The following is a 21805-nucleotide window of genomic DNA, read 5'->3' on the forward strand; positions in this document are numbered from 1 at the left end:
GCTAACCACGAGTACTCCGGTTACCCGCCGCCGATGACGTGTGCCACACGCCAAGGCGGGTAATAACCCGGTCATGGAGCAGACTCGACGGCGAACCCACCTCGATCAGCCGGCCGACGACCGGACGCCGGTCGCGCGGACGATGAAGTGAATGCGCCTGTGACGACCAGCGTTGCGATGGCGTGGCGAAGCCGGAGTTGTCCATGGTGGGAGTTCAATACCCCGCTGCGCTCGGATGCCAAACATGCGGCTTCGCCGTAGCGTCGTGAGCGGCCCGGGCCTGCGACGGGTGCGCCGCGGTCGCGGGTTCTCCTACCACCAGCCCGACGGCTCGCCGGTCACCGACGAGGCGACGCTGCAACGCATCAAAGACCTGGTGATCCCGCCGGCCTGGAGGAAGGTGTGGATCTGCCCGTACCCCAACGGACACATCCAGGCGGTCGGAACCGACGTCGCGGGCCGTCGGCAGTACCTGTACCACCAGCGGTGGCAGGCGGAGCGCAACGAGGAGAAATTCGACCGGGTCCTGGAGATGTCGGCCGCGCTTCCCGAAATGCGCCGACGCATCGCCGCGGACCTGCGGGGCAGGGGCCTGGGCCGCGACCGCGTGCTGGCGCTCGCGCTACACCTGCTCGACCTCGGCTACTTCCGCGCCGGCTCCGAGCAGTACGCCGAGGAGAACAACTCCTACGGCATCGCCACCCTGCACTGCGAGCATGTGACGCTGCACAGCAACGCGATCGAGTTCGACTTCCCCGCCAAGAGCGGTGTGCGACGGACACTGACGATCGACGACCCCCAAGCGGTCCGTTCGGTGCGGTCGCTGTTACGGCGCCCGCAGCGCACGGAGCGGTTGCTGGTGTGCCGCAACGGTTCCGGTTGGACCGACATCCACGCCGACGACCTGAACACCCGCTTCAAGGAACTCGTCGGCGAGGAGTACACCGTCAAGGACCTGCGAACCTGGCACGGCACCGTGCTGGCGGCCGCGGCGTTCGTCGACGCCGACCCACCGGTCAACAAGACCGTGATCAAGCGGGTCGAGTCCGCGGTGATGAAGGAGGTCGCCGAAGAGTTGGGCAACACCCCGGCGGTGGCTCGCGGCTCGTACGTCGACCCGAGGGTGGTCGAAGGCTACGAGTCCGGTCTCACGATCGACGCAGGCGTCCGGCGCGCCGCGCGGATGAAGACCCTCACCGACCGTCAGGAGGTGCTCGACCGCAGCACCGCGCGCCTGATCCGCAAGGTGGCCAAAAGTCAGTAGCCCGACGGGGTTCCGTTGCCCAGGTACGCCAATCCGTGGTCAGCCAGTGCCGACGGGTCGAGCAGGTTGCGGGTATCGACGACGACGGCTCCCGGCGCCTGTTCGGCGATCAGGGCCCAGTCGAGCTCGCGGAACTCCGGCCATTCGGTGAGCACGACGATCGCGTCGGCACCCTTGGTGGCGAGGTAGGGATCCTCGACCGCGACGATCGACGAGGCCCGCAGCCGCGCGTGGTCCATCGCCTTCAGCCGAGGGTCGTAGCCGGTGATCTGCGCGCCGGCCCGGCCGAGATCCGCGCAGATGGTCAGCGCGGGCGAGTCACGCAAATCGGCGGTGCCGGCCTTGAATGTCAAGCCCAAAGCGGTGATCCGGGCCCTGCCGAGTGGCATTCCGATGGCTTCCGACACCGTCGACGCGACGCGCGCGGATTGTCCGGCGTTGGTGAAGCGGGCGGACTCGATCTCCGGCAGGCGTACGTCAGCCTGACTGGCGGTGTGCACGATGGCCGCGGTGTCCTTGGGCAGGCAGGACCCGCCCCACCCGGGGCCGGGCTGCAGGAAATGCGGTCCGATGCGCACGTCGGCGCCCATGCACCGGATGACGTCGGCGATGTCGGCGCCCAGCCGTGCGCACAGCTGCGCCAGCGAGTTGGCGTAGGAGATCTTCACGGCGAGAAAGGCATTGCTGGCGTATTTCGCCAGCTCCGCGCTCTCCGGGCTCATCGTGAAGGTCTGCGCGTGGTTTCCGTATACGCGCGACACCAGGTCGGCGGCGTCGGCGTCGTCGGCTCCGATCACGATGCGGTCCGGGTTGCGGAAGTCGTAGACGGCATGGCTCTCGCGCAGGAATTCCGGATTGGAGACCGCCCGGATGCCGGCCTGCTGCACCCGCTCGGCGATCCGCCGGGTGGTGCCGACCGGCACGGTCGACTTGAGCACGACCACCGACCCCGGCCGCAGCACTGTGCCGAGGTGATCGACCGCGTTGTCGACCGCGGACAGGTCCGCCGATCCGTCCGATCCGCTCGGCGTGGGCACGCAGACGAACACCGCGTCGCAGTCGGCGAGATTCCGGTAGTCCACGGTGAATTCGAGGTTTCCGGCGGCCAGGCCCTGGCGCAGCAGTTCGGCGATCCCGGGTTCGTCCAGCAGCGGTATGCCGTTGCGGAGCTGCTCGACACGCGACGCGTCGACATCGACGCACACAGTGTCGTGGCCGCGCTCGGCCAGGCACACCGCGGTCGTCAGTCCAACGTAGCCCGCGCCGATCACGCCTGCGCGAAAGATGTTCATGCACAGTCCTTCAGCAGCGTGTCGGTCGCGTCGAGCACCCGCGGAACGGTGATCAGCAGCAGCCCGGGGTGCGGGCGATCGGCGTGCGGGTCCCCCTTGTCGCCGGCCCAGACGGCGATGTGCGGGCCGGAGCCCTTGGGCCCCCACCGGTTCGGCGGTGTCGGCCCGAACAGCAGCACCGACGGGGTGCCGGTCGCGGTGGCGATGTGGCCGACGCCGGTGTCACCGCAGACCAGCAGCCGGCAGTCGCTGATCAACGCGACCAGTTCGAGCAGGCCGAGGGTCCCTGCCAGCACCGCTGACCGCGGCAGCCCCGCGGCGTCGGCCACCGACCGCGCGAGGTCCACTTCGCTGTCGTCTCCGGTGACGACCACGTCGTGGCCCCGGCCGTGCAGTGCGGCGGCGACCTCTGCGAAGCGCTCCGGCGGCCACCGCCGCGCGGCGAACGCGGCACCCGGATGGACGACGACCAGCGAGGAGCGGTCCGGACACCCGGCTGGCCGGGGGATGGTCAGATCCTCTGGATCGCAGGGAATTCCGGCCCACTCGAGCAGAGCGCACCAACGGTCCACCTCATGCAGTTCCGCGCGCCACGGCGGACCGTCGACATCGGGGTACGCGGGGTGCCGGTGGCTGATCAGCGCGTTGGGGCGCAGGCTGCGCAGATCGGCGATGCTCTCGGGGCCGCTGCCGTGCAGGTTCACCGCGAGCGCGGGCGGCTCGCTGCGGGCGCGCAACCGACCGAGGCCCGGCGTCGGCTCGACCTCGTCGATCGCCCCGGAGAGCATCGCCAACTCCGCGTACCGCTTTCCGGTGGCGAGCACGATGTGCGTGTCCGGGTGAGCGCGGCGCAGCCCCCGCAGCGCCGGAATGCCGGTGAGCAGATCGCCGAGGCCCAGCGCGCGCAGGACCACGATGGTGTCGGGACTCACGGCCACGAGGACTCTGTCGACGCGCACACCACGAGCTCGCGCACCTCGCAGCCCGCGGGTTGGGACAGCGCGAAGACGACGGTGTCGGCCACATGCTCGGGCTGGTTGAGCTTGGCGTCGGGCGGTGGCTTGTACTGCTCCTCGCGGCTGTCGAAGAACGCGGTGTGCATACCGCCGGGGATGAGCGTGGTGACCCCCACCTCGCCCGCCAGCTCGGCCGCCAGGGCCCTGGAGAATCCGATCACCCCGAACTTCGATGCGCAGTACGCGGTCGCGTCGCTGACCGCCTTGATGCCCAGTGTGGAAGCGCACGTGACGATCCGGCCACCGGTGTCCTTGAGGTATGGCAACGCCGAGCGGATCACCGCCGCCGTGCCGAGCAGGTTGACGTGGATGACGCGTTCCCAGTCCTTGACCGCGACATCGTCGAGCTTGCCGCAGACATCGGTGCCACCTGCGGTGAGCACGCCGTGGATCTGACCGTCCACCTGTTCGGCGAGCGCGCGCACCGCCGCGTCGACGGCCTCGGTGTCGGCCAGGTCGGCGCGGGCGAACGCCACCGGAGAGTCGCCGGCCTGCGGATCGTTGCGGTCGATGACCAGCGGTGTGCCGCCGTGGCGCGTAACGGCTTTCACCGTGGCTGCACCGAGACCGGAAGCGCCTCCGGTGATGATGATGTTGCCCAAAGCCATCTGCGATTCCTTTCGATTCATGACCGCGCAGCGGCGATCAGGTTTGACGACGAGTAGCCGGCTACGGTCGGCAGCAGCACGACTTCACCGCCGTGGCGGCGGACCACGTCGGCCTCGGGCAGGTCCGCCTCGGTGTAGTCGCCGCCTTTGACCCAGATGTCGGGCCGCAGTTGCGCCAGCGCCGCCTCGGGTGAGAGTTCGTCGAAGATCACCACCGCGTCCACGCACGCCAGGGCGGCCAGCACCCGCGCCCTGTCCTGATCCGCGACCACGGGCCGTCGCGGTCCTTTCAACGCGCGCACCGACGCGTCGGAGTTCAGCAGCACCACCAACGCGTCGCCGAGTCCGCGGGCCTGCCGCAGCAGTCGGACGTGGCCGGTGTGCAACAGGTCGAAGCAACCGCCGGTCGCGACCAGGGTGCCGCCGCGGCTACGCAGACGGTCCCGCACGTCGGCGATGTCCCCGGTGATGGCCGTCGATTCGGTTGTCGCCGAGGGACCCTGACCGACCGGCGCGGCGCTCGACACACCCACCGCGCCGCCCGCGGCGACGAACCGACTCGCCGCGTCCACGGCGTCGGCGACGGCCTCGTGGACGTCCTTTCCTTCAGCCAGCGACATGGTGGCCGCGATCGCGAACCGGTCGCCCGCGCCGCAGGTGTCGCCGTGGCCGGCCCGAGCGGCCGAATCGGGCACCGGGTGATGCGCGTTGCCGTTCTCGGTGGCCACCAAAGCCCCCTTCGGACCGAGGGTGACGCACACCGCCCTGGCGGCCCACTGTTCGCGCAGCGACTCCGCCGAATCTCCGTCGGCCTCTGCGGAATTCGGGGTGATGAGCCAGCAACCCGGGACGGGCCGGCTTCCCCGCGGATGCGGATCCCAGACCGTCGGTAGCCGCCGCGCAACGCGGGTCAGCAGTTCGCGGATCTCACGGTGCGCGGTGACACCGCGGCCGTAGTCGGCCACGCAGACCGCGCCGGCCTGCTCGAGCACCTCGGCGACCGCAGGGGGAACCGGTGCGCCGGACGCCGACCCGTCGCCGTGGTCGAGCCGCAGCATCGAATGGCCGCCCACCCGAATTCTGGTCTTACACACGGTGTTTCCGGCCAATTGCAGCGCGACCAGGCGCACTCCGGCGTCGGCCAGCAGATCGGTCAGCGCCTGACCGTCGGCGTCATCCCCGACGGCCGTCACCAGTACCACTTCGCAACCGGTACGGGCGGCCAGCACAGCGGCCAGTCCGGCGCCGCCGGGGCGCTTCCAGATTCGTTCGGTGTCGACCACCGGCACCGGCGCCTCGGGGCTGAGCCGGGTGGCGGCGCCCTCGATGTCGACGTCGAGCATCGAGTCGCCGACGATCACCAACGGCCTAGTCATCGGAGGTACCCATCAGAACGTCATCGAGCGCGATGCACAACGAGTGCACCAGCAATAGGTGAATCTCCTGCACCGTCGCGGTGCTCGTCGCCTCGACGCAGACCGCGTCGTCACACATCGCCGCAAGCGGATTCGGCTGTGGGCCGGTCAACGCCCATGTGGTCAGGCCGGTTTCATGCGCGGCCTTGACCGCTGCGAGCACATTCGGGCTGGTGCCGCTGGTGGACAGCGAAATCAACACGTCGCCGGGCCGGCCGTGTGCCCGCACTCCCCTGGCGAACATCTCGTCGATGCCGTAGTCATTGGCGATCGCGGTCAGCGCGGAGGTGTCGGCGTGCAGTGAGATCGCCGACATCGGCATCCGCTCGTCGCGGAAGCGGCCGACCAATTCGGCGGTGAGGTGCTGAGCTTCGGCTGCGCTGCCGCCGTTGCCGCAGGCCAGGAGTCGGCCGCCGGTGGTGAGCACGTCGGCGAGCCGCCTTCCCCACGCGGCCAGCCTCGGCGCCTCCGGACCGATGTGGTCGACCGCCTGCGACAGTGCGGAGAAGTGGGTTTCGATCATCGGAAACATTGCTGTCCTCCAATCCGGTTGACCGCGTCGAGCAGTTCGTCGTCGGTGATGCCGTCCAAGCAGGGGTGGCCCGCGACCGGGCAGACACGGGCGCGGGTCAGCCGGCAGGGGGCATGCTGGTCTCCGAGCCGGATGACATCGCGGCCGTAAGGGCTCCACTGTGACGCGGGTACGACGGGCGCGAACAGGGAGACGACCGGTGTGCCGACGGCCGCCGCCAGGTGCGCGGGCCCGGTGTTGGGTGCGATGACGACCGTCGCAGCGGCGTACACCGCCGCCAGCGTGGCGAGAGTTGTGCGCCCGCCGAGGTCTACGGCCGTGTCCCCCGCCACCGCCGCGGTCAGTTCACGCTCGGCGGGGTCGCCGGTGACCACGACGCGATGGCCCGCGGCAACCAGAGCGTGCACCATCTCTGCGCTTCGCTTGGTCGTGGGTCTGCGGGCGGGCACCGCGGCGCCCGGGTGGAACACCACAAACGGTGCCCCGCCGACGAGTTCGCTCAGGTCCTCAGGCAGCGGCGGTACATCGACCCGCAACCCGCCGTCGTCGCCGTCGCGCAGTTCGCAGCCCGCCGCCCGGGCCAGTGACAGCGCCCGCTCGGGTTCGGGCACACCGCCCTCGACGTGGTGGCGCAGGTCGAGCAGCGTGCCGGGGTAGTCCTCGCTGATCGCGCCGACCCACGGCACCGAGGCCATCCGGGCGATCAGCGCCAGCGGCAACGGCGACTGGTGAAACGACGTGAAGATGTAGACCCGCTCGGGGGCCAGGTCGCGCAATTGCTTGACAAGTGCGTCGACGTGGCCGGGGGTGAGTTCGGGCGAGTCGAAGTCGACCCATGGGGCCTGCCACTCGATGATGTCGTCGACGGCCGGCAGCATCGCGGCCGCAGCCCGGCCTCGCGGCCCAGCCAAAAAGGTCACCGCGTCATGGCTTTGGGCGATCGCGCGGACCGCCGGGCCGGTGATCAGGACGTCACCGGCGCTGTCCAGTCGCGCGACGAGGGCCCGGTTCATCGGCAGTCCTTGAGTACGAGCGCGACGGCGTCGTCGAAGGTGGCCGCCACCCGGGCGCGCATGCCGGCGTCGCTGATCTCGTGACGCAGCGTCCGCCGGGTCGGCACCAGCACCGCGTCGGCGCCGGCGGACAGCGCAGCCTGCACATCGCCGCCGGTGTCGCCGATCAACACGCAGCGGGAGGGCTGGACGCCGAGCGCTGCCGCGGCCGCCTGCACCATTCCCGGTGCGGGCTTTCGGCAGCCGCAGCCGTCGTCGGCGTCGTGCACGCACAGTTGCCAGGAATCGAACGGGCCGAGTTGCGCGTCGACCTCGGCGTTGACGGCCTCGAGTTGCTCCGGAGTGATCAGGCCCTTCGCGACGCCGGACTGATTGGTGACCACGGCGAGCAGCAATCCCCTGCGACGCAGCCGGTTCAGCGCGTCGCGTGCGCCGGCCAGTGGCCGCACGCCGGCCGGATCGTTGAGGTAGGGACCGTCTTCGATGATCGTGTCGTCGCGGTCGAGCAGCACCGCCAACGGCGGGTCGCGTCGCGCGCCACGGAACCTCCACACACCGGCGAGGCGGTGCGCGACCGCGGCGGGCGGGATCAGCGCACTGGTGATCAGCATGCGGGCGGCCTCCCCGACCGTGTGCGGACCGGCCCAGAACCGGCGCACCGCGAATTCGCCGGTGAGGCCGGCCCACAGCGCCGCCGCATACCGTGCGGGACGCCATCGGCCGGCCAGCGCGCTCACGGCGGCGACGACAGCTGCCGCAGTGGTCATCGAGTGTGCAGGAAGCCGGCCCCGACCTTCGCCGATCTCCGCGCGCCATCGTCTGCCGTGCTTGCGGCGCATCAACGCGTTGTCGCGGTTGCCCACCTGCGCGCGCACGCTGCTCATCAAAGTGGCCTCAGCCACCGGGTGGGTGCACCGGCGGGCTCCCCGGACGATTTCGTTGCCGCCCTGGATGATTCGCAACGCGATGTCCGAGTCCTCGCGGTAGGCGCGAGGAAACCGTTCGTCGAAACCCCCGACCGTCACCAGCACGTCGCGGCGAAACGCCATGTCGGCGGTGATCCATCGGGCGTCGGCGAGTCGCTGGGTGCGCCGCTCGTCGTCGGTGGCCTTGCGCCCGCCCACCCGCGGCACCTCGATCAGCGCCTGTGACCCGGCCGCGGCCTCCACCTCTGCCTTCGCCAGGTCCTCGGCCACCGCTGCGAACCAATCCGGCTGCGGGACAACGTCGTCGTCGAGGAAGCAGACCCAGTCGGCGTCGGCGGCGCGCCACCCCGTGTTGCGGGCGGCCGCCGGGCCCCGCCCACCGCTGCGCAGCACCGTCACCGGCAGCCGCGAGCCGATCGACAGCGGCGGTTGCGGCCCGGGGCGGTCGTCGATGACGATCACCGCCGTCGGCGCCGGGCCCGCCGATCCGTCGAGCTCCGCGAGCAGGCGGTGCAGCGACGGCCGCCCGACCGTCGGCACCACGACCGCGAACCGCGGGGTCATCCGGGCCGCCTCACGATGAACGGCCCGATCGCCAGCACGTCGATCGGTGCGCTGCCGAAACACTCGAGCGCATCACGCGGACTGTCGACCATCGGCCGCCCCGCGGTGTTGAAGCTGGTGTTGACGATCACCGGCACGTCGGTGCGGGCGGCGAACCGGCTGATCGTGTCGTGCAGCAGCGGCTGGCTGCGGTCGACGGTCTGGATGCGGGCGGTGCCGTCGACGTGGGTGACCGCCGGGATCCGGTCCCGCCACGCGGCGGCGACGTCGTGCACGAACAGCATGTACGGGCTGGGAATCGGTCCGCCGGAGAAGATCTCGGCGGCGTGTTCGGCCAGCACCATCGGTGCGACGGGCCGGAACTGCTCGCGGCCCTTGACGGTGTTGAGTCGCTCCAGGTTGTCGATGCGTCGCGGGTCGGCGAGCAGCGACCGCTGCCCGAGCGCGCGTGGCCCGAACTCCGCACGGCCCTGGAACCAGCCGACGAGCATGTTGTCGGCCAGCGCATCGCCGATGGCGGCGGCAAGTTCGGCAGGCCGCTCGTGAGGGACGGCCGCTTCGGTGAGCGCCGCGGCGATCTCGTCGTCGGAGAATCCGCGGCCCAACGCCGCCGAGGGCATCGGCGTGATCGGCTCGCCGGCCTCCCCAGCCAGCGCCAAGGCTGCGCCGAGTGCGGTTCCCGAGTCGCCGGCCGCCGGCTGAATCCACACGTTCGAGAAGCCGCCGCGGCTGTGGATTTTCGAGTTGGCAACGCAGTTGAGCGCGACTCCACCTGCCAGACAGAGGTTTTCGTGGTCAGTGCGCTCGCGCAGCCAGCCGACCAGATCGAGCAGCACCTCCTCGACGACGGTTTGCACACTGCACGCCAGATCGGCGTGCTGCGGCTCGGGCCGGTCCAGCGCATGGCCCTTCCCGGCTCCGGGCGCGCGGGCCGGGGTGATCGACTCCCAGTCCACCGGCTCGGTGCGGAAACCGCCGTCGGTGCACGCATAGACCAGTTCGCGGAACATGTCGGCGAACCGCGGAGTCCCGTAGGACGCCATCGCCATCACCTTGTACTCGTCGCTGGAGCGCTTGAAGCCGAGGTGTTCGGTCAGGCTCTCGTAGAGCAGGCCCAGTGAGTGCGGAAGCGACTGCGTCGCAAGCACGTCGAGCTTGCTGTCGCGGTAGTGTCCGGCGAGCATCGAAGACCGCTCACCGCGTCCGTCGACGACCAGCACCGCACAGTCGGGGTGCGGGGAGGCCAGTGCGCTCGACGCGGCGTGCGCGACGTGGTGGCGGACGTGACGCACGATCGTCGGGTCCAGGCCGGGTAGGGCGGACTGCAGGAACCGCGGCGCTCTTTCTGCGTAGAGCGTGCGAAGGTACTCCCAGTCGCGGTCCAAACCGTCGAGCCCCTCGGTGGACTCGTCCATCAGCCGCGGGTCGTACGAGTAGCCCACCACGTCGAGGTCGGCCGGTGTCAGGCCGGCCTGCTGCAGGCACCAGCGCGCCGACTCCACGGGCAGCTCCCACGTCGAGAACGGCACCGCCTGCTTGCCGTGCTTGCGCCGGGTGAACCGCTCCTCCTCGGCGGCCGCCACGATCTCTCCGTCGATCACCAGCGCCGCGGCGGGATCGTGGAACACCGCATTGATTCCGAGAATGCGCATTGCTACCTCCTAGCTGCCCTGCAGCGCGACGGTGACGGACTGGTTGCGGAACCAGTCGACGGTTGCCGACAGGCCGTCGGTGTAGCTCACGCGCGGGCTCCAGCCGAGCAGCTCGCGGGCCAGCGTGATGTCGGGGCAACGGCGTTGCGGATCGTCCTGCGGTGCCGGGCGGTACTCGATCGGTGAGGCGCTGCCGACCAGATCGCGGATCAGCTCCGCGATGCGCAGCACCGTGAGTTCGTCCGGGTTGCCCACGTTGACCGGTCCGGCGCAGTCGGATTCGGCCAGCGCGATCAGCGCCTCGACGGTGTCGTCGACATAGCACAGCGACCGGGTCTGGCGACCCGTGCCGTTGACGGTGAGCGGTTCGCCCGCCAGCGCCTGACGGCAGAAGGTCGGCACGATGCGGCCGTCGTCGGGCCGCATCCGCGGGCCGTACGTGTTGAAGATGCGTGCCAGCCCGATGTCGGCCGACCGCTCGCGCCGGTAGGCGAACGCCAGCGCCTCGGCGAACCGCTTGGCTTCGTCGTAGACGCTGCGCGGCCCGACCGGATTGACGTTGCCCCAGTATGTTTCGGTCTGCGGGTGTTCCAGCGGGTCACCGTACACCTCGCTGGTGGACGCCAGCACCACCCGCGCACCGCCGCGTTCGCCGAACTCGAGCATGTGCGCGGTGCCGAGCGCACCGGTGCGCAATGTCTGGATCGGCAACCGAAGATAGTCCACCGGCGAGGCCGGCGACGCCAGATGGAAGACGGTGTCGACACCGGCCGGCGGATCGGGCAGCGGCTCGCTGATGTCGTGCTGTACGAACTGGTACCCGGGCCGGTCGAGGAACGAGTCGGCGGCGGTGGGCGCACTGGTGGACAGGTCGTCGACGCAGATCACCTCGACACCGCTGTCGAGCAACCGCTCGCACAGGTGGCCCCCGAGGAATCCGCCTCCGCCGGTCACCAGCGCGCGTCTGATCTCATGCATCGTTTGCCTTTCGGATCGGCGGGTAGCCCGCAGGGTCATGCAGACCCCAGCCCCGACCGATGTCTCGTTCGTGATAGCCAGCCAGAACCGCGCCGCGGAACTCGCCACGGTCGTCGCCCGGCTGCTCGACACCACGCCGTGCCCGATTGTCGTGGTGGACAACGCTTCCACCGATGACACCGCTGAGATCGTCAAGCGGATGGCAGCGCGATCGGTCGACCGCCTGCAGCTCGTCGAGTTGGACGAGAACCTCGGCGCCGTCGGCCGCAACGTCGGTGTCGCGGCGTGCGACACGCCGTACGTCGCGTTCTGCGACGACGATTCGTGGTGGGCGCCCGAGGCGCCGGCGATCGGGGTCGAGGCCTTCGAACGGCATCCGTCGGTGGGGCTGTTGGCTGCCCGAACGATCGTGCTGCCGCAGCGCCGCGAGGACCCCTTCTCCACACTGCTGGCCGACAGCGCGCTGGGTCGCCGGCCGGATCTGCCCGGACCGTCCATTCTCGGCTTCATGAGCTGCGCGGCCATGGTGCGTAAGCGGGCGTTCGAGCAGGCCGGCGGCTTCAGCGACATCCTGCACTTCCGCGGCGAGGAGCAGCTGCTCGCGCTCGACCTCGCGGCGGCCGGCTGGGACCTGTGCTATTACCCCCGGCTGGTCGCGGTTCACCAACCGTCGTCGGTTCGCGCCACCACCGCGGCCCAGGCCGCCCGGGTGCTGCGCAACGATGTGCTGACCACATGGCTGCGTCGCCCGATCCGACAGTGCCTCAATGCAACCGGCCGACTGGCCGCGGCCGCGCTGCGTGACCGCGACCATGCCCGCGGTGCGGTGGAAGCCGTCGGCCGGCTGCCCGCGGTCATCGCCCGGCGGCGTCGACTTCCTCGCGCGGTCGAGCAGGCGGCGGCCTTGCTGGAGTCGAGTTGAGCCGGTCATCCGGACGACAGACTGGCCGCCGGTTCGGTGTGCGGGACCCGCACCGGTACCAGCCGGTCGTAGATCCGCTGGCTGTCGGCGGCGATCCGGTCCCATGAGTAGCGCGCCCGGGCGCGGTCACGCCCGGCGGCTCCCATGCTCTGCCGCAGGAAGTCGTCGTGCAGCAGATGGTTGATGGCCTTGGCGACCTCGTCGGGCCGCTTGGGTTTGACCAGCTGCCCGGTGACGTCGTGCACGATGGTGTCGAGCATTCCGCCGACCGCTGAGGCCACCACCGGCACACCGCACGCCATCGCCTCCAACGGCACGATGCCGAACGGCTCGTACCACGGAGTGCAGGCCACCACGTCGGCCGAGCGCAGAATCGCGGGCATGTCGTCGCGGGCGACCGAGCCGTACAGCCGCACCCGGTCGGCGACGCCCAATTCCTTTGCCAAGCCCATCAATCGGCGCGCTTCGGGATCGGAGTCGAGCCCCGACTCGTCCGGCCCGCCGACGATCACCAGTTCGGTGCCGGGCATATGCGGGAGCGCGCGGACGACCACATCGAAACCCTTGCGCGGGACGAACCGGCCGACGCTGACGATGCGGTGCAGGCCGCTGCGCGGCGCCACGGGACCGTCGGGGCTGAACAGGTCGAGGTTCACGCCGCAGGGCACCACTGAGATCCGGTCGCGGGAGCGCCCCAGCCGCATCAGCTCGAACACCTCGTCGGTGCAGGTGGCCGCGACCCACGTGGCGGTACGGGCGACCATCGCCTCCAAGCGCAGCCGATCCGGCGGACTGGTGTCCTTCACTCCCTGGTGGCGACGTTTGACCACCCCCAGTGCGTGAAATGTCTGCACCGCAGGCAGATCGAGGTGACGCGCCGCGAGTTGTGTTGCGATGCCGGACATCCAGAAATGGGCGTGCGCCACGTCCGGCCGGTCGGCAGCCCATTCGGCGTCGAGGAACTGCGCGAACGGGCCCATGTGGGGCAGTAATTCGTCCTTGGGTAACTGCGCAGCCGGTCCCGCCGGCACGTGCACGACGGTGTAGCCCTGCGGCGTTTCCACGCGGTCGGGCAAATCCGGATCGTCCCTGCGGGTGTATACGGTCACGTGATGGCCGCGTCTGGTCAGTGCCGCCGACAGTTCAGCGACGTGTACGTTCTGCCCGCCGGCATCGACCCCGCCGAGCGCAGCGAGTGGGCTGGCATGCTCGGACACCATCGCGATCTTCATCGCGGTCCTCCTTCCGTCCGTTCTCATCGGCAGCACTCGTCGACGAGGTCGTCCCATTCCGCGAGGAACCGTTCGAGACCGAACCGGGCCTTCGCGAAGTCGCGCGCCGCCTTCCCGGCCGCCGAGGCGGCCGCACCGTCTGCGATGAAGCTCTCCAATGCGCGGGTGAGGGTGTCGAGGTCGGCGCTCACCACGCCGGCCTCGGGCGGCACCACAAGCGGCGCCATCGTTGATGCCACGGCCACCACCGGCATCCCCAGGAACATCGCCTCGATCATCGAGAGGCCCAGGGACGTCCATCGGGCGGTGTGCAGGAATACCCGGCGGCGCGCCACTTCGGGCAGCAACCGCGCGCTGGGCAAGTCGCCTCGACCCTTCACCCGGGTGCTGGTGATGCATTCGCTCAGCACATCGGTGTCGATGCCCCACACGTCGATAGGGACGTGGTCGCCGAAGACCGTCAGCAAATCGGCGCCGACCGTGCGCCAGCGGCGGCACGGCTCGTTGATCATCGCGGCTGCGGCCGAGATCTCCCCGCTGTAGAGCAAACCCGGGTCGGCGATCCCGTGGGTGATGACGCGGGTCGGTGCGACGCCGTTGTTCCACATCAGCCGGTTGAAGTCGGTCACGTGCACGATCGGGATGTCGGCGCGGTCGGCAACCGGGTGCACGCTGTCCACCGCGAACGGTCGCGGTGCGTTGTGCTCGACGTAAACGGCGGGCACGTCGACACCAGGGCGACGTCCGAGCCATCGGGCCGCGAGGTCGATTTCCTCCGGGCGCTGCAACACCACCACGTCGACCGGCTCGTCGCGCAAGGCGTCTGACGAAACCTCCTGCGCACGTGGCCAATTCCGACCGCACAGACCGCGGCCGTTCGCATCTCTCTCGGGGTTCACCGGTATCAGATAGCGGTGGCCACCTGAAACCAGGGACTCCGTCCAGGACCCGTGCACATGCCAGAGCAGCACCGAACGCGGAGCCTGCAGGATCGACATGCGGTGCGCCTACCCGAGCACTTCGCAGGCAAAACGGTTCTCCGCTCGACTTTTCGCATAGCGGATAGCCGCCGATTCGCAAACTGGATTCCTCACTTCGCTACCCGGATGAGGGTCCGCCGCGGCACCGTTTCACCAGCGGTTCTCCGGGTACCCGACCGGCATGCCAGACAGCGAAGCCCTCCCCGACGACGTTCCCGCCGCCGACGCGCTGGAACAGCAGCGCGCTGTCAGCGAACCGAAACCGGATGAGGAGGCGTCCGCCGAGCCGGGACAGGATCCGCCTCTGGAGGCGCCGCCCGCCGACTGGCAGGAGCAGCTGGAAACCGTTGACCTCGACCCGGAGGACGATATGGTCGAGTGACGACGGCTCCACCAGCGGAGGTGAGCGGCGCGATGGCCGACTACCAGCGGCGGAATCGATACCGGACGTCACTTGTCCTCGTTGTCTTGTTCGTCGCGCTGGGCTTCCTATTGACGCGCTGCCCCGCCAATCGTGACGGGATGCCCGGCCAACTCGCCACCGCCATGGAGGAGACGACGTCGGCGGCGCGAAGTGGCGCCGCGGCACTGGACATGTGGTCGCAGCGGCGTTCGACGGCTGAGCTTGCCGCCGTACAACTTTCCGATGCCCGCGACCAGATCGTCGAGGCGTACCAGGGCATAGCGGAGCTACGGGCCGAGGATTCGGCCGACATCGCACGCCAGCGATTCCTCACCGACGCGATGACCGACCTCATCGGAACGCTCAACGCCGCCTCAGCGACGATCCGGCAGGTCAGCATCGAGCCGACCCCAGAGAAGGTGCGCGCCGAGCTGCTGGCTGCGGCCGACACCCTGGAAAGCCGCTACCGCTGATGAAGAAGGTCTTGGCGGTCGGACTCGGAATCCTCACCGCAATAGGCGGATTCGTCGACATCGGGGATCTTGTCACCAACGCCGTGGTGGGGTCGCGATTCGGGCTGGCGCTGGCGTGGGTGGTGGTCGTCGGCGTGGTCGGCATCTGCCTGTATGCAAACATGGCGGGCAGGGTGGCCGCGGTCAGCGGTCGCGCGACCTTCGAGATCATCCGTGAGCGGTTGGGTCCACGCACCGCAGCGGCCAACCTGGTGGCGTCCTTCTTCATCACGCTCATGACGCTTACCGCTGAGATCGGCGGCGTCGCGCTGGCACTGCAGTTGGCCACCGATGTGGGTCCGATGATGTGGTTTCCGGTCGCCGCATTCGCGGTCTGGGTCGTGGTGTGGCGGGTCAAGTTCTCGATAATGGAGAACGTCGCCGGCATACTGGGCTTGTTCCTCATCGTCTTCGTGGTGAGTGTGTTTCTGCTGCAACCCGATTGGGGTCAACTTATCGATCAAGTCGCGTCACCGGCCGTTCCGGAGGAGGAGTCCGCGGCCACCTACTGGTACTTCGCGATCGCGTTGTTCGGGGCCGCGATGACACCGTACGAGGTGTTCTTCTTCTCCTCCGGTGCCGTCGAAGGGCATTGGACAACACGGGATTTGACGACGGCGCGGCTCAACGTGCTGGTCGGATTCCCGTTGGGCGGCCTGCTTTCACTCGGCATCGCCGCCTCGGCCGCGATCGTCCTGCTACCCCAGCAGATCGAGGTGGCGTCGTTGTCGCAGACCGTCATGCCGGTCGTCGCCGCCGGCGGTAAACTGGCCCTCGCGTTCGTGCTCGTGGGCATCGTGGCGGCGACGTTCGGTGCGGCGCTTGAGACGGCGCTATCCAGCGGCTACATCATCGCGCAATTTCTCGGATGGCCGTGGGGCAAGTTCCGTCGTCCCGCCGAGGCCGCCCGGTTTCACGTCGTGATCTTCGTCGCTATCGTCGCGGGTACGGCCGTGCTGTTCACCGGCATCGACCCGATCATGGTCACCGAGTATTCGGTCGTCTTCTCGGCGATCGCACTGCCCTTGACCTATCTGCCAATCCTGATCGTGGCCAACGACTCTCAATACATGGGCGAGCGCGTCAACGGGAAGGTGACCAACATGTTCGCCTCGGTCTACCTCGTGATCATCCTGGTGGCCGCATTGGCGGCGATCCCGTTGATGATCGTGACGGGAGCGGGACAATGAGTGATCTCCCGGTGATACGACACCGCGGGCGGCTGTTGGACGCCCGGCTTCATCTGCTCGACCGCCAGATGTTGGACAGCCACGGCGATCCGATCGGCATCGTCGACGACATCGAACTGACTGGGCTCGAGATCGACGGGGACATCCCGGAGGACGCGCAGCCGCCACGGGTCAGCGGACTGCTGTCGGGGCAGGTGGTGACCACCCGGATCTTCGGCGGCACACCTCCGCGGTCGCGGTTGCAGGAGATCCCGTGGAAGTTGGTGGCCTCGGTCGATGTGGTGGTCACGCTCAAGCCCACGGAGATGACCTTCGATGTCGGATGGGTCGAACGGTGGCTTCGTGATCACATCGTGAAACACGTTCCGGGAGGCCGACATGCAGCTGAGTAGCCTGTTGGGCCTGCGCGTCGTCGACGCCGGCTCGCATCCGGTCGGCACCGTGGTCGACGTCCGCCTGGTCACGACCGGCGACCCCGCTGATGACCCGCCCGCCCCGCGAGTCCTCGGGCTTGTCGTCAGCCCCAAGACCCGGTCGTCGTATCTGGGCTTCGAGCGATCCGGCGCCACTGCCCCGGCGATGCTGGCCAGGCTCGCCCGATGGCGACATCGCGGCACCTTCCTCGCAGCGTGGGAGGACGTCGCGCGGGTGGGCCCCGATACCGTCCGGCTGAGGCCCCGCTACCGCTGCTATTCGGCCGCCCTCCGCGCCCCCACCGGCCGACACGTTTAGCCCCTCAGAGGGTCGGGAATTCTCTCGGGGAGCGGGGAAGTTCCCCGTGGTTGGACCAATCCACTGCACTGCGGAAGGTGAGCATGACCGAGAAGAACAGTGGCCCTGAAGAAGGCATCAAGGGCGTCGTCGAGGACGTCAAGGGCAAAGCCAAAGAAACGGTCGGCACCGTAACCGGTCGTGACGACATGGTCCGTGAAGGCAAGGCTCAGCAAGACAAGGCCGACGCCCAGCAGGACGCCGCACGGAAGGAAGCCGAGGCGGAATCGGCGCGGGCCGGCGCCAAATCTGCCGAGAAGCGTCAGGAATCCGAACAGTAAAAAAACAGCCCAGCATCACGCTGGACGGCGGCGGCGCGCTGAAAGGGCCGAGTTTCGGGTCGTTCAGACCTTGAGCACAAGCCCTGGAAGTGCGCCGCCTGCCGTTTGCAAGTAACGGCCGACGGCGTCGGCATCGAATTCGATCGGAATCGCCGTTGTGAGCGCGATCGCCGTACCCGCTCCCGCAGCACGTCGCAACTGATTCATCTCCCGTTCTTTCCGCAGGTCGCGTTCCAGGTGCTGGGAGATCACGGGTATCCGCCCGCCGCTTGTCGGCTGTCGAGACGATCCGTGCCCCAAACGTTTTCCGCCGGTCAGAAAAGCGAAGTCCCAGTGAATGAGACTGACGCTTGCCCGCCGTCCGTCGTCGGTTCACCGTGAGCGAACCATACCGACGGCGGGAGGAACTGCCCGATGAACGCTGCGTCTGAATGCGCCGTGCCAACGTATCCACCGGCTCGACGGAGATCATTTCTGTTCGGAGGTCGGCGCAGGGCGGCGGTGTGGCGCCTTCTGGGCATCACGATGACCGCACTGGCGCTTCTGGCAGCCGCAGCGATCCCGGCCGCGGCGGCCGAGTTGATGAGGGTGACGTTCGTGCGTCATGGCGAATCCGCCGGTAACGCCTCCGGTCTGATCGACACGTCGACACCGGGCCCCATTCTGACTGCCAAGGGACAGCAGCAAGCCCAAGCCGTGGTCGGCACGTTGGGCGTCAACAATTACGACGCCATCTACTCCTCCACAATGGTGCGGACACAGTTGACGGCGGGGCCCATGTCGCAATACCTGCGACTGCCCATCCAGGTGTTACCCGGCCTCCAGGAAATCGAGGCGGGTATCTTCGAGGGCACACCGGAGGCTGACGCCGCAAACGGATACGCGAGGTTTCCGCTTGCCTGGGCCTTCCAGGGCAACCGAGACCTTCGGATCCCAGGTTCGATCAACGGGCACGAGTTCGACGCCAGGGTGGACGGGGCGCTCGAGACCATCTACGACAACGGTGACCGTAATCCCGTGGTGTTCTCCCACGGCGGCACCATCATGTTCTGGACGATGATGAACGTCCAGAACCTCACCTTGGAGCAGAAGATCGAGCTGCTGCGAACCGCCCACTTGGACAACACCGATTACGTTGTCGTCGAAGGCAACCCCGAAGATGGCTGGACGTTGGTGAACTGGAATGGCCAGCAGTTCGCCCCCGAGCCCACGTTGGCCGCCGAGGTACAACTCCAGACGCGGACGCTGACCCGGCAACTCGCCGCGGCCACGCAGGAGGTCTTGAACGCATTCGCCACGGGCAACGTCGCGACGATCGTGGGCGCGATCGGTCGGGCAATCGACAATGCGGCCTACTCGATTGGTAAGTACACCCGCGCGGTAGCCGCCAAGATCGCCGACGATCTGAACAACCTCGTCACGCCGCCCGCCCCGGCACCGTCAGAAGGTGCGGAGGTCACGTCGACCACCGACGTCTCGGCCAGCGCCGACACGATGGACGCCGCCACCACAGCGAGGACCATGTCGCCTAGCGGCGAGGCCGACGCATCCGACGAGGTCGGCGATACCGACCGAGCCACAAGTGCGGCTTCGAACCGGCAGGCAGCCGAAACGCCGGCAGCAGCGCAACTGGCTGAGGTCTCGGCCGCCGAGAAGACCTCCGAGGAGGAAGGCGGCACGGGGAACGTGACGCAATCCGACGGTGAAACCGATCTGACTGCACGTCAGTCGGACGCCTCGACCGAGGATGGCAGCCACGAGAGCGAAACCTCTGAGAAGGATGCCGGCGATACGGGCACTGAGGCTGACTCCGACACGTCGGACACCAAGTCGGGCACATCCAGCACCAGGTCTGACGCCAACACATCAACCACCAAGTCCGGCACATCAACCACCAGGTCTGGTACGTCAACCACCAAATCAGGGACGTCAAGCACCAAGTCAGGCACCGCGACGTCAAGCACCAAGTCAGGCACCGCGACGTCAAGCACCAAGTCAGGCACCAAGGCTGGCACCGCCAACGGTGGAGGTGCTGGCAGCGGCGACGACGACGGCGGCCAGCAGAGCGACGCCGCGTGAACGATGGCCGCGGCACTAGCCGCTGAGCCCGGTTGGCCCTTTCCGCTCAGGTGGAAGGGGCCAACTCTCTTCGATCGAGGCGAAACTACGGCTATGAATGTGTCCGCTTCCCTACAGTGAGATCGTTTCGATCGGCTCGATGTCCAAGTGGAGGTGGTCGTGCCGCGGACGGCGAGCAGCAACTCCTCTGACGCGCCGACGTCGATGGTGGCCCGAGTCGCGCTGATCATCAATTCGTTCGACCAAGCCGGCAAGCATATGAGCCTCGACGAAGTGGTCACCGATACCGGACTACCCCGGTCCTCGGCTCACCGAATACTCACCCAACTGCATATCGCCGGCCTGCTCACGCACGGGCCAGGCGGATATCGGCTCGCATCTTCCTCCCTCCCCTTGACCCGCATGACCGACCATTCACAGCTACGCGGCGTGGCCTCTGGCGTGCTGGAGCGGCTCCATGCCGACACTGCACTGGTGGTACATCTCGGAGCACTGCTTTCAGCGGATGTCGTTTACCTTGACAAGGTCGGCGGCAGTGGCGGTGTCGCGGTGCCGACCCGCGTCACCGGTCGCACGCCGGCACATGCGAGCGCCTTGGGCAAGGCGATGCTCGCGAAGTTGCCGGCCGAGGAAGTAGACGCAACGCTGGCCGGTCCGCTTCGCAAGTGCACTCCGGCGACCATCGCCGACCTTCCCACCTTGCATCAGGAGCTGGCACTGATCCGATCCCGCCATGGGTTGGCTTACGACGTCGGGGAACTCGCGGTCGGCCTGTCCAGTATCGCGGCGCCGATCGAGATGGGAGGCGGCGAGTTGGCGGGTCTGTCACTCACCGGCGCAACGCCGGCACGATGGCTGAAGCGGATGGCCCCGTTCCTCACCCGCGCCGCGCGTGGAATATCGGAGCGCCTCGGCGCCACAACGGCCGCAACGGCACACGCGGACAACTCCATGACTGTCACGGACGACATGCTCTCCCGGGTACTTCGCACATTGTCGTCCGACGACTGGGTGTGACGGACACTCACCAGATGAGGTCATCGACGTTGAGGCCCACCGCAAAACGACCCGCCACCGACAGCACCTGCTCGACATTGCTCGAGACATGTGTCCGGGCCGTGTGTGCATCGCGCCATAGCCGTTCCATCAGTTCCTCTTCGATGCCTGGCCCCGGGTCCTGCATGACCGCACGGATCGCGCCCACCGCGCGCTCGGAGGCCATCACCTGATCCCGGCGCGCGCGAAGCACCAACTCGGCGTCCGGGACACCGCCTGCGCGAACGCATTCCATGAGCTCGGCCATGTTGCGCCGGATCTGAAGCACCGACAACTCAACATCGGCGTTCGCCATGGCGATCGGCCCCAGCGGCGTCCCCGCATCAGGCTGGCGTGCCGCCAGCATGCGTTGCGCAGCGCCCAACAGCGGAATGGTTCCGGCCAAGGTGTACAGCGTCGGCTGCGGAAGGCGGTCCAGCGGCGTGACTGTCACGTTCGGATCGAAATTCAGCCAGCTGAAGGCGCGATACCCGGGCACGAACGCTCCGGAGATGACGACATCGTCTGCGCCGATTCCGCGGAGTCCCAACCCTTTCCACGTCGGCTCGACAGCATAGTCCGTCCGCGGCACCAGCACCGCCATGAAATCCTGAGCGGCACCATCCGGTCCGACCCGTAATGCCGCAGCGCTCAGCCATGACGCGTGGCGGGCTCCCGTGCACCGGGTCCATCGACCCGACAGTCGAAAGCCCCCCGAAACGGACTCCAGCCGTCCAGTCGGAGCGTACGACGAACACAACAGCGTGCGTCGATCAGATCCCCAGATGTCCTGCAGGACCCGCTCGTCGCGCACGGAGAGTCCCCAGCTGTTGACCGCGAGCCACCCAGCCAGCCAGCCTGTGGACATGCACGCCGACGAGAGCTCGCGGGTCGCGGTCAGGTAGTCGTCGGGCTCGGCTCCAAGTCCGCCGAACGCCTCGGGCTGCAGCAGGGAAAAGTACCCCGCGTCGTGCAGGCGCGCGACCGTCTGCGTGTTCACTGCGCCGGCTCGGTCGACGTCGGCCGCAGCGGCCGTGATCTCGGGAAGTAAAGCTCTGACCGAACTCAAGACCGACTGCGCGGATGTCTGCGTCACCGCTGCGTTCCATCTGCCACGATCATCAATACCATCGTGTCGCC

23 protein-coding genes are annotated in these 21805 nt (G+C 68.4%); 10 read left to right on the forward strand and 13 right to left on the reverse strand.

Going from position 1 to position 21805, the window contains the following annotated elements; translation table 11 throughout:
- The first annotated feature begins 244 nt into the window (after positions 1–244).
- The gene (locus G6N18_RS10255) at positions 245–1264 is read left to right on the forward strand and encodes a DNA topoisomerase IB (protein WP_083006403.1); all 1020 of its coding nucleotides are present in this window, start codon (positions 245–247) and stop codon (positions 1262–1264) included.
- Here G6N18_RS10255 and G6N18_RS10260 read toward each other — a convergent pair.
- The 9 genes from G6N18_RS10260 to G6N18_RS10300 are packed head-to-tail and all read right to left on the reverse strand — an operon-like array spanning position 1258 to position 11260.
- Positions 1258–2556: a UDP-glucose dehydrogenase family protein gene (locus G6N18_RS10260; protein WP_083006405.1), complete on the reverse strand. Its 1299-nt coding sequence runs from the start codon at positions 2554–2556 to the stop codon at positions 1258–1260. The two genes, G6N18_RS10255 and G6N18_RS10260, sit on opposite strands and share 7 nt — an antisense overlap.
- Positions 2553–3494, reverse strand: coding sequence for a glycosyltransferase family 9 protein (locus G6N18_RS10265; protein WP_234806249.1), 942 nt, complete (start codon positions 3492–3494; stop codon positions 2553–2555). Before G6N18_RS10265 ends, G6N18_RS10260 begins: the two co-directional genes overlap by 4 nt.
- The gene (locus tag G6N18_RS10270) at positions 3485–4180 is read right to left on the reverse strand and encodes an SDR family oxidoreductase (protein ID WP_083006455.1); all 696 of its coding nucleotides are present in this window, start codon (positions 4178–4180) and stop codon (positions 3485–3487) included. Before G6N18_RS10270 ends, G6N18_RS10265 begins: the two co-directional genes overlap by 10 nt.
- Before the next feature lie 17 nt (positions 4181–4197).
- Positions 4198–5556, reverse strand: coding sequence for a PfkB family carbohydrate kinase (locus G6N18_RS10275; protein ID WP_067214639.1), 1359 nt, complete (start codon positions 5554–5556; stop codon positions 4198–4200).
- Positions 5549–6118, reverse strand: coding sequence for a D-sedoheptulose-7-phosphate isomerase (locus G6N18_RS10280; protein ID WP_083006460.1), 570 nt, complete (start codon positions 6116–6118; stop codon positions 5549–5551). Before G6N18_RS10280 ends, G6N18_RS10275 begins: the two co-directional genes overlap by 8 nt.
- Entirely contained in the window at positions 6115–7140 is a 1026-nt protein-coding gene (locus G6N18_RS10285; RefSeq protein WP_083006407.1) for a glycosyltransferase family 9 protein, read from the reverse strand. Before G6N18_RS10285 ends, G6N18_RS10280 begins: the two co-directional genes overlap by 4 nt.
- Entirely contained in the window at positions 7137–8630 is a 1494-nt protein-coding gene (locus G6N18_RS10290; protein ID WP_083006409.1) for an HAD-IIIA family hydrolase, read from the reverse strand. Before G6N18_RS10290 ends, G6N18_RS10285 begins: the two co-directional genes overlap by 4 nt.
- A complete protein-coding gene (locus tag G6N18_RS10295; RefSeq protein WP_083006412.1) occupies positions 8627–10282 on the reverse strand; it encodes a carbamoyltransferase family protein in 1656 nt (551 codons plus the stop codon). Before G6N18_RS10295 ends, G6N18_RS10290 begins: the two co-directional genes overlap by 4 nt.
- A 9-nt stretch (positions 10283–10291) precedes the next feature.
- Complete coding sequence (locus tag G6N18_RS10300; RefSeq protein ID WP_083006414.1) at positions 10292–11260, reverse strand: NAD-dependent epimerase/dehydratase family protein; 969 nt, start codon at positions 11258–11260, stop codon at positions 10292–10294.
- Between the two features lie 37 nt (positions 11261–11297).
- Between G6N18_RS10300 and G6N18_RS10305 the strand changes: the two genes are divergently transcribed.
- Positions 11298–12182: a glycosyltransferase family 2 protein gene (locus tag G6N18_RS10305; RefSeq protein ID WP_083006416.1), complete on the forward strand. Its 885-nt coding sequence runs from the start codon at positions 11298–11300 to the stop codon at positions 12180–12182.
- A 5-nt stretch (positions 12183–12187) separates the two neighbouring features.
- On the opposite strand, the gene G6N18_RS10310 is transcribed toward G6N18_RS10305, so the two are convergent.
- Both G6N18_RS10310 and G6N18_RS10315 read right to left on the reverse strand, forming a co-directional pair.
- Positions 12188–13414 (reverse strand): glycosyltransferase, encoded by a 1227-nt coding sequence (locus G6N18_RS10310; protein WP_083006418.1) that lies wholly within the window; start codon positions 13412–13414, stop codon positions 12188–12190.
- A gap of 23 nt (positions 13415–13437) precedes the next feature.
- On the reverse strand, positions 13438–14412 hold the full coding sequence (locus tag G6N18_RS10315) for a glycosyltransferase (protein ID WP_083006421.1): 975 nt from the start codon (positions 14410–14412) through the stop codon (positions 13438–13440).
- Between the two features lie 163 nt (positions 14413–14575).
- Here G6N18_RS10315 and G6N18_RS10320 point away from each other — a divergent pair, with 163 nt between their 5' ends.
- From G6N18_RS10320 to mbp1, 6 genes are all read left to right on the forward strand, one after another.
- Positions 14576–14776 carry a hypothetical protein gene (locus G6N18_RS10320; protein ID WP_083006422.1) on the forward strand — a complete coding sequence of 67 codons (201 nt, stop codon included), beginning with the start codon at positions 14576–14578 and terminating at the stop codon, positions 14774–14776.
- Positions 14773–15270, forward strand: coding sequence for a hypothetical protein (locus G6N18_RS10325; RefSeq protein ID WP_234806250.1), 498 nt, complete (start codon positions 14773–14775; stop codon positions 15268–15270). Before G6N18_RS10320 ends, G6N18_RS10325 begins: the two co-directional genes overlap by 4 nt.
- On the forward strand, positions 15270–16499 hold the full coding sequence (locus G6N18_RS10330) for an Nramp family divalent metal transporter (RefSeq protein ID WP_083006424.1): 1230 nt from the start codon (positions 15270–15272) through the stop codon (positions 16497–16499). The genes G6N18_RS10325 and G6N18_RS10330 overlap by 1 nt, the downstream gene beginning before the upstream one ends.
- Entirely contained in the window at positions 16496–16891 is a 396-nt protein-coding gene (locus G6N18_RS10335; protein ID WP_083006427.1) for a hypothetical protein, read from the forward strand. The genes G6N18_RS10330 and G6N18_RS10335 overlap by 4 nt, the downstream gene beginning before the upstream one ends.
- Positions 16878–17231, forward strand: coding sequence for a PRC-barrel domain-containing protein (locus G6N18_RS10340; protein WP_083006428.1), 354 nt, complete (start codon positions 16878–16880; stop codon positions 17229–17231). The genes G6N18_RS10335 and G6N18_RS10340 overlap by 14 nt, the downstream gene beginning before the upstream one ends.
- A gap of 83 nt (positions 17232–17314) precedes the next feature.
- Entirely contained in the window at positions 17315–17551 is a 237-nt protein-coding gene (gene mbp1, locus G6N18_RS10345) for a microaggregate-binding protein 1 (RefSeq protein WP_067214599.1), read from the forward strand.
- A 63-nt stretch (positions 17552–17614) separates the two neighbouring features.
- On the opposite strand, the gene G6N18_RS10350 is transcribed toward mbp1, so the two are convergent.
- Entirely contained in the window at positions 17615–17803 is a 189-nt protein-coding gene (locus tag G6N18_RS10350; protein WP_083006430.1) for a hypothetical protein, read from the reverse strand.
- A 249-nt stretch (positions 17804–18052) separates the two neighbouring features.
- Between G6N18_RS10350 and G6N18_RS10355 the strand changes: the two genes are divergently transcribed.
- Both G6N18_RS10355 and G6N18_RS10360 read left to right on the forward strand, forming a co-directional pair.
- A complete protein-coding gene (locus G6N18_RS10355) occupies positions 18053–19630 on the forward strand; it encodes a histidine phosphatase family protein (RefSeq protein ID WP_234806251.1) in 1578 nt (525 codons plus the stop codon).
- A gap of 159 nt (positions 19631–19789) precedes the next feature.
- A complete protein-coding gene (locus G6N18_RS10360) occupies positions 19790–20647 on the forward strand; it encodes an IclR family transcriptional regulator (RefSeq protein ID WP_083006467.1) in 858 nt (285 codons plus the stop codon).
- A 7-nt stretch (positions 20648–20654) separates the two neighbouring features.
- Here the strand turns inward: G6N18_RS10360 and G6N18_RS10365 are convergent, their stop codons facing one another.
- Entirely contained in the window at positions 20655–21761 is a 1107-nt protein-coding gene (locus G6N18_RS10365) for an acyl-CoA dehydrogenase family protein (RefSeq protein WP_083006432.1), read from the reverse strand.
- Between the last annotated feature and the right edge of the window lie 44 nt (positions 21762–21805).

The organism is Mycolicibacterium celeriflavum (genome assembly GCF_010731795.1).
GTDB lineage: Bacteria > Actinomycetota > Actinomycetes > Mycobacteriales > Mycobacteriaceae > Mycobacterium > Mycobacterium celeriflavum.

What these genes read in the sequence shown, in the direction of transcription:
- G6N18_RS10315 (WP_083006421.1), bottom strand. Translation starts at nt 14,412, where the DNA reads ATGTCGATCCTGCAGGCTCCGCGTTCGGTGCTGCTCTGGCATGTGCAC.
- G6N18_RS10285 (WP_083006407.1), bottom strand. Translation starts at nt 7,140, where the DNA reads ATGAACCGGGCCCTCGTCGCGCGACTGGACAGCGCCGGTGACGTCCTG.
- G6N18_RS10260 (WP_083006405.1), bottom strand. Translation starts at nt 2,556, where the DNA reads ATGAACATCTTTCGCGCAGGCGTGATCGGCGCGGGCTACGTTGGACTG.
- G6N18_RS10255 (WP_083006403.1), top strand. Translation starts at nt 245, where the DNA reads ATGCGGCTTCGCCGTAGCGTCGTGAGCGGCCCGGGCCTGCGACGGGTG.
- G6N18_RS10270 (WP_083006455.1), bottom strand. Translation starts at nt 4,180, where the DNA reads ATGGCTTTGGGCAACATCATCATCACCGGAGGCGCTTCCGGTCTCGGT.
- G6N18_RS10290 (WP_083006409.1), bottom strand. Translation starts at nt 8,630, where the DNA reads ATGACCCCGCGGTTCGCGGTCGTGGTGCCGACGGTCGGGCGGCCGTCG.
- G6N18_RS10300 (WP_083006414.1), bottom strand. Translation starts at nt 11,260, where the DNA reads ATGCATGAGATCAGACGCGCGCTGGTGACCGGCGGAGGCGGATTCCTC.
- G6N18_RS10340 (WP_083006428.1), top strand. Translation starts at nt 16,878, where the DNA reads ATGCAGCTGAGTAGCCTGTTGGGCCTGCGCGTCGTCGACGCCGGCTCG.
- G6N18_RS10335 (WP_083006427.1), top strand. Translation starts at nt 16,496, where the DNA reads ATGAGTGATCTCCCGGTGATACGACACCGCGGGCGGCTGTTGGACGCC.
- G6N18_RS10275 (WP_067214639.1), bottom strand. Translation starts at nt 5,556, where the DNA reads ATGACTAGGCCGTTGGTGATCGTCGGCGACTCGATGCTCGACGTCGAC.
- G6N18_RS10305 (WP_083006416.1), top strand. Translation starts at nt 11,298, where the DNA reads ATGCAGACCCCAGCCCCGACCGATGTCTCGTTCGTGATAGCCAGCCAG.
- G6N18_RS10320 (WP_083006422.1), top strand. Translation starts at nt 14,576, where the DNA reads ATGCCAGACAGCGAAGCCCTCCCCGACGACGTTCCCGCCGCCGACGCG.
- G6N18_RS10295 (WP_083006412.1), bottom strand. Translation starts at nt 10,282, where the DNA reads ATGCGCATTCTCGGAATCAATGCGGTGTTCCACGATCCCGCCGCGGCG.
- G6N18_RS10330 (WP_083006424.1), top strand. Translation starts at nt 15,270, where the DNA reads ATGAAGAAGGTCTTGGCGGTCGGACTCGGAATCCTCACCGCAATAGGC.
- G6N18_RS10280 (WP_083006460.1), bottom strand. Translation starts at nt 6,118, where the DNA reads ATGATCGAAACCCACTTCTCCGCACTGTCGCAGGCGGTCGACCACATC.
- mbp1 (WP_067214599.1), top strand. Translation starts at nt 17,315, where the DNA reads ATGACCGAGAAGAACAGTGGCCCTGAAGAAGGCATCAAGGGCGTCGTC.
- G6N18_RS10310 (WP_083006418.1), bottom strand. Translation starts at nt 13,414, where the DNA reads ATGAAGATCGCGATGGTGTCCGAGCATGCCAGCCCACTCGCTGCGCTC.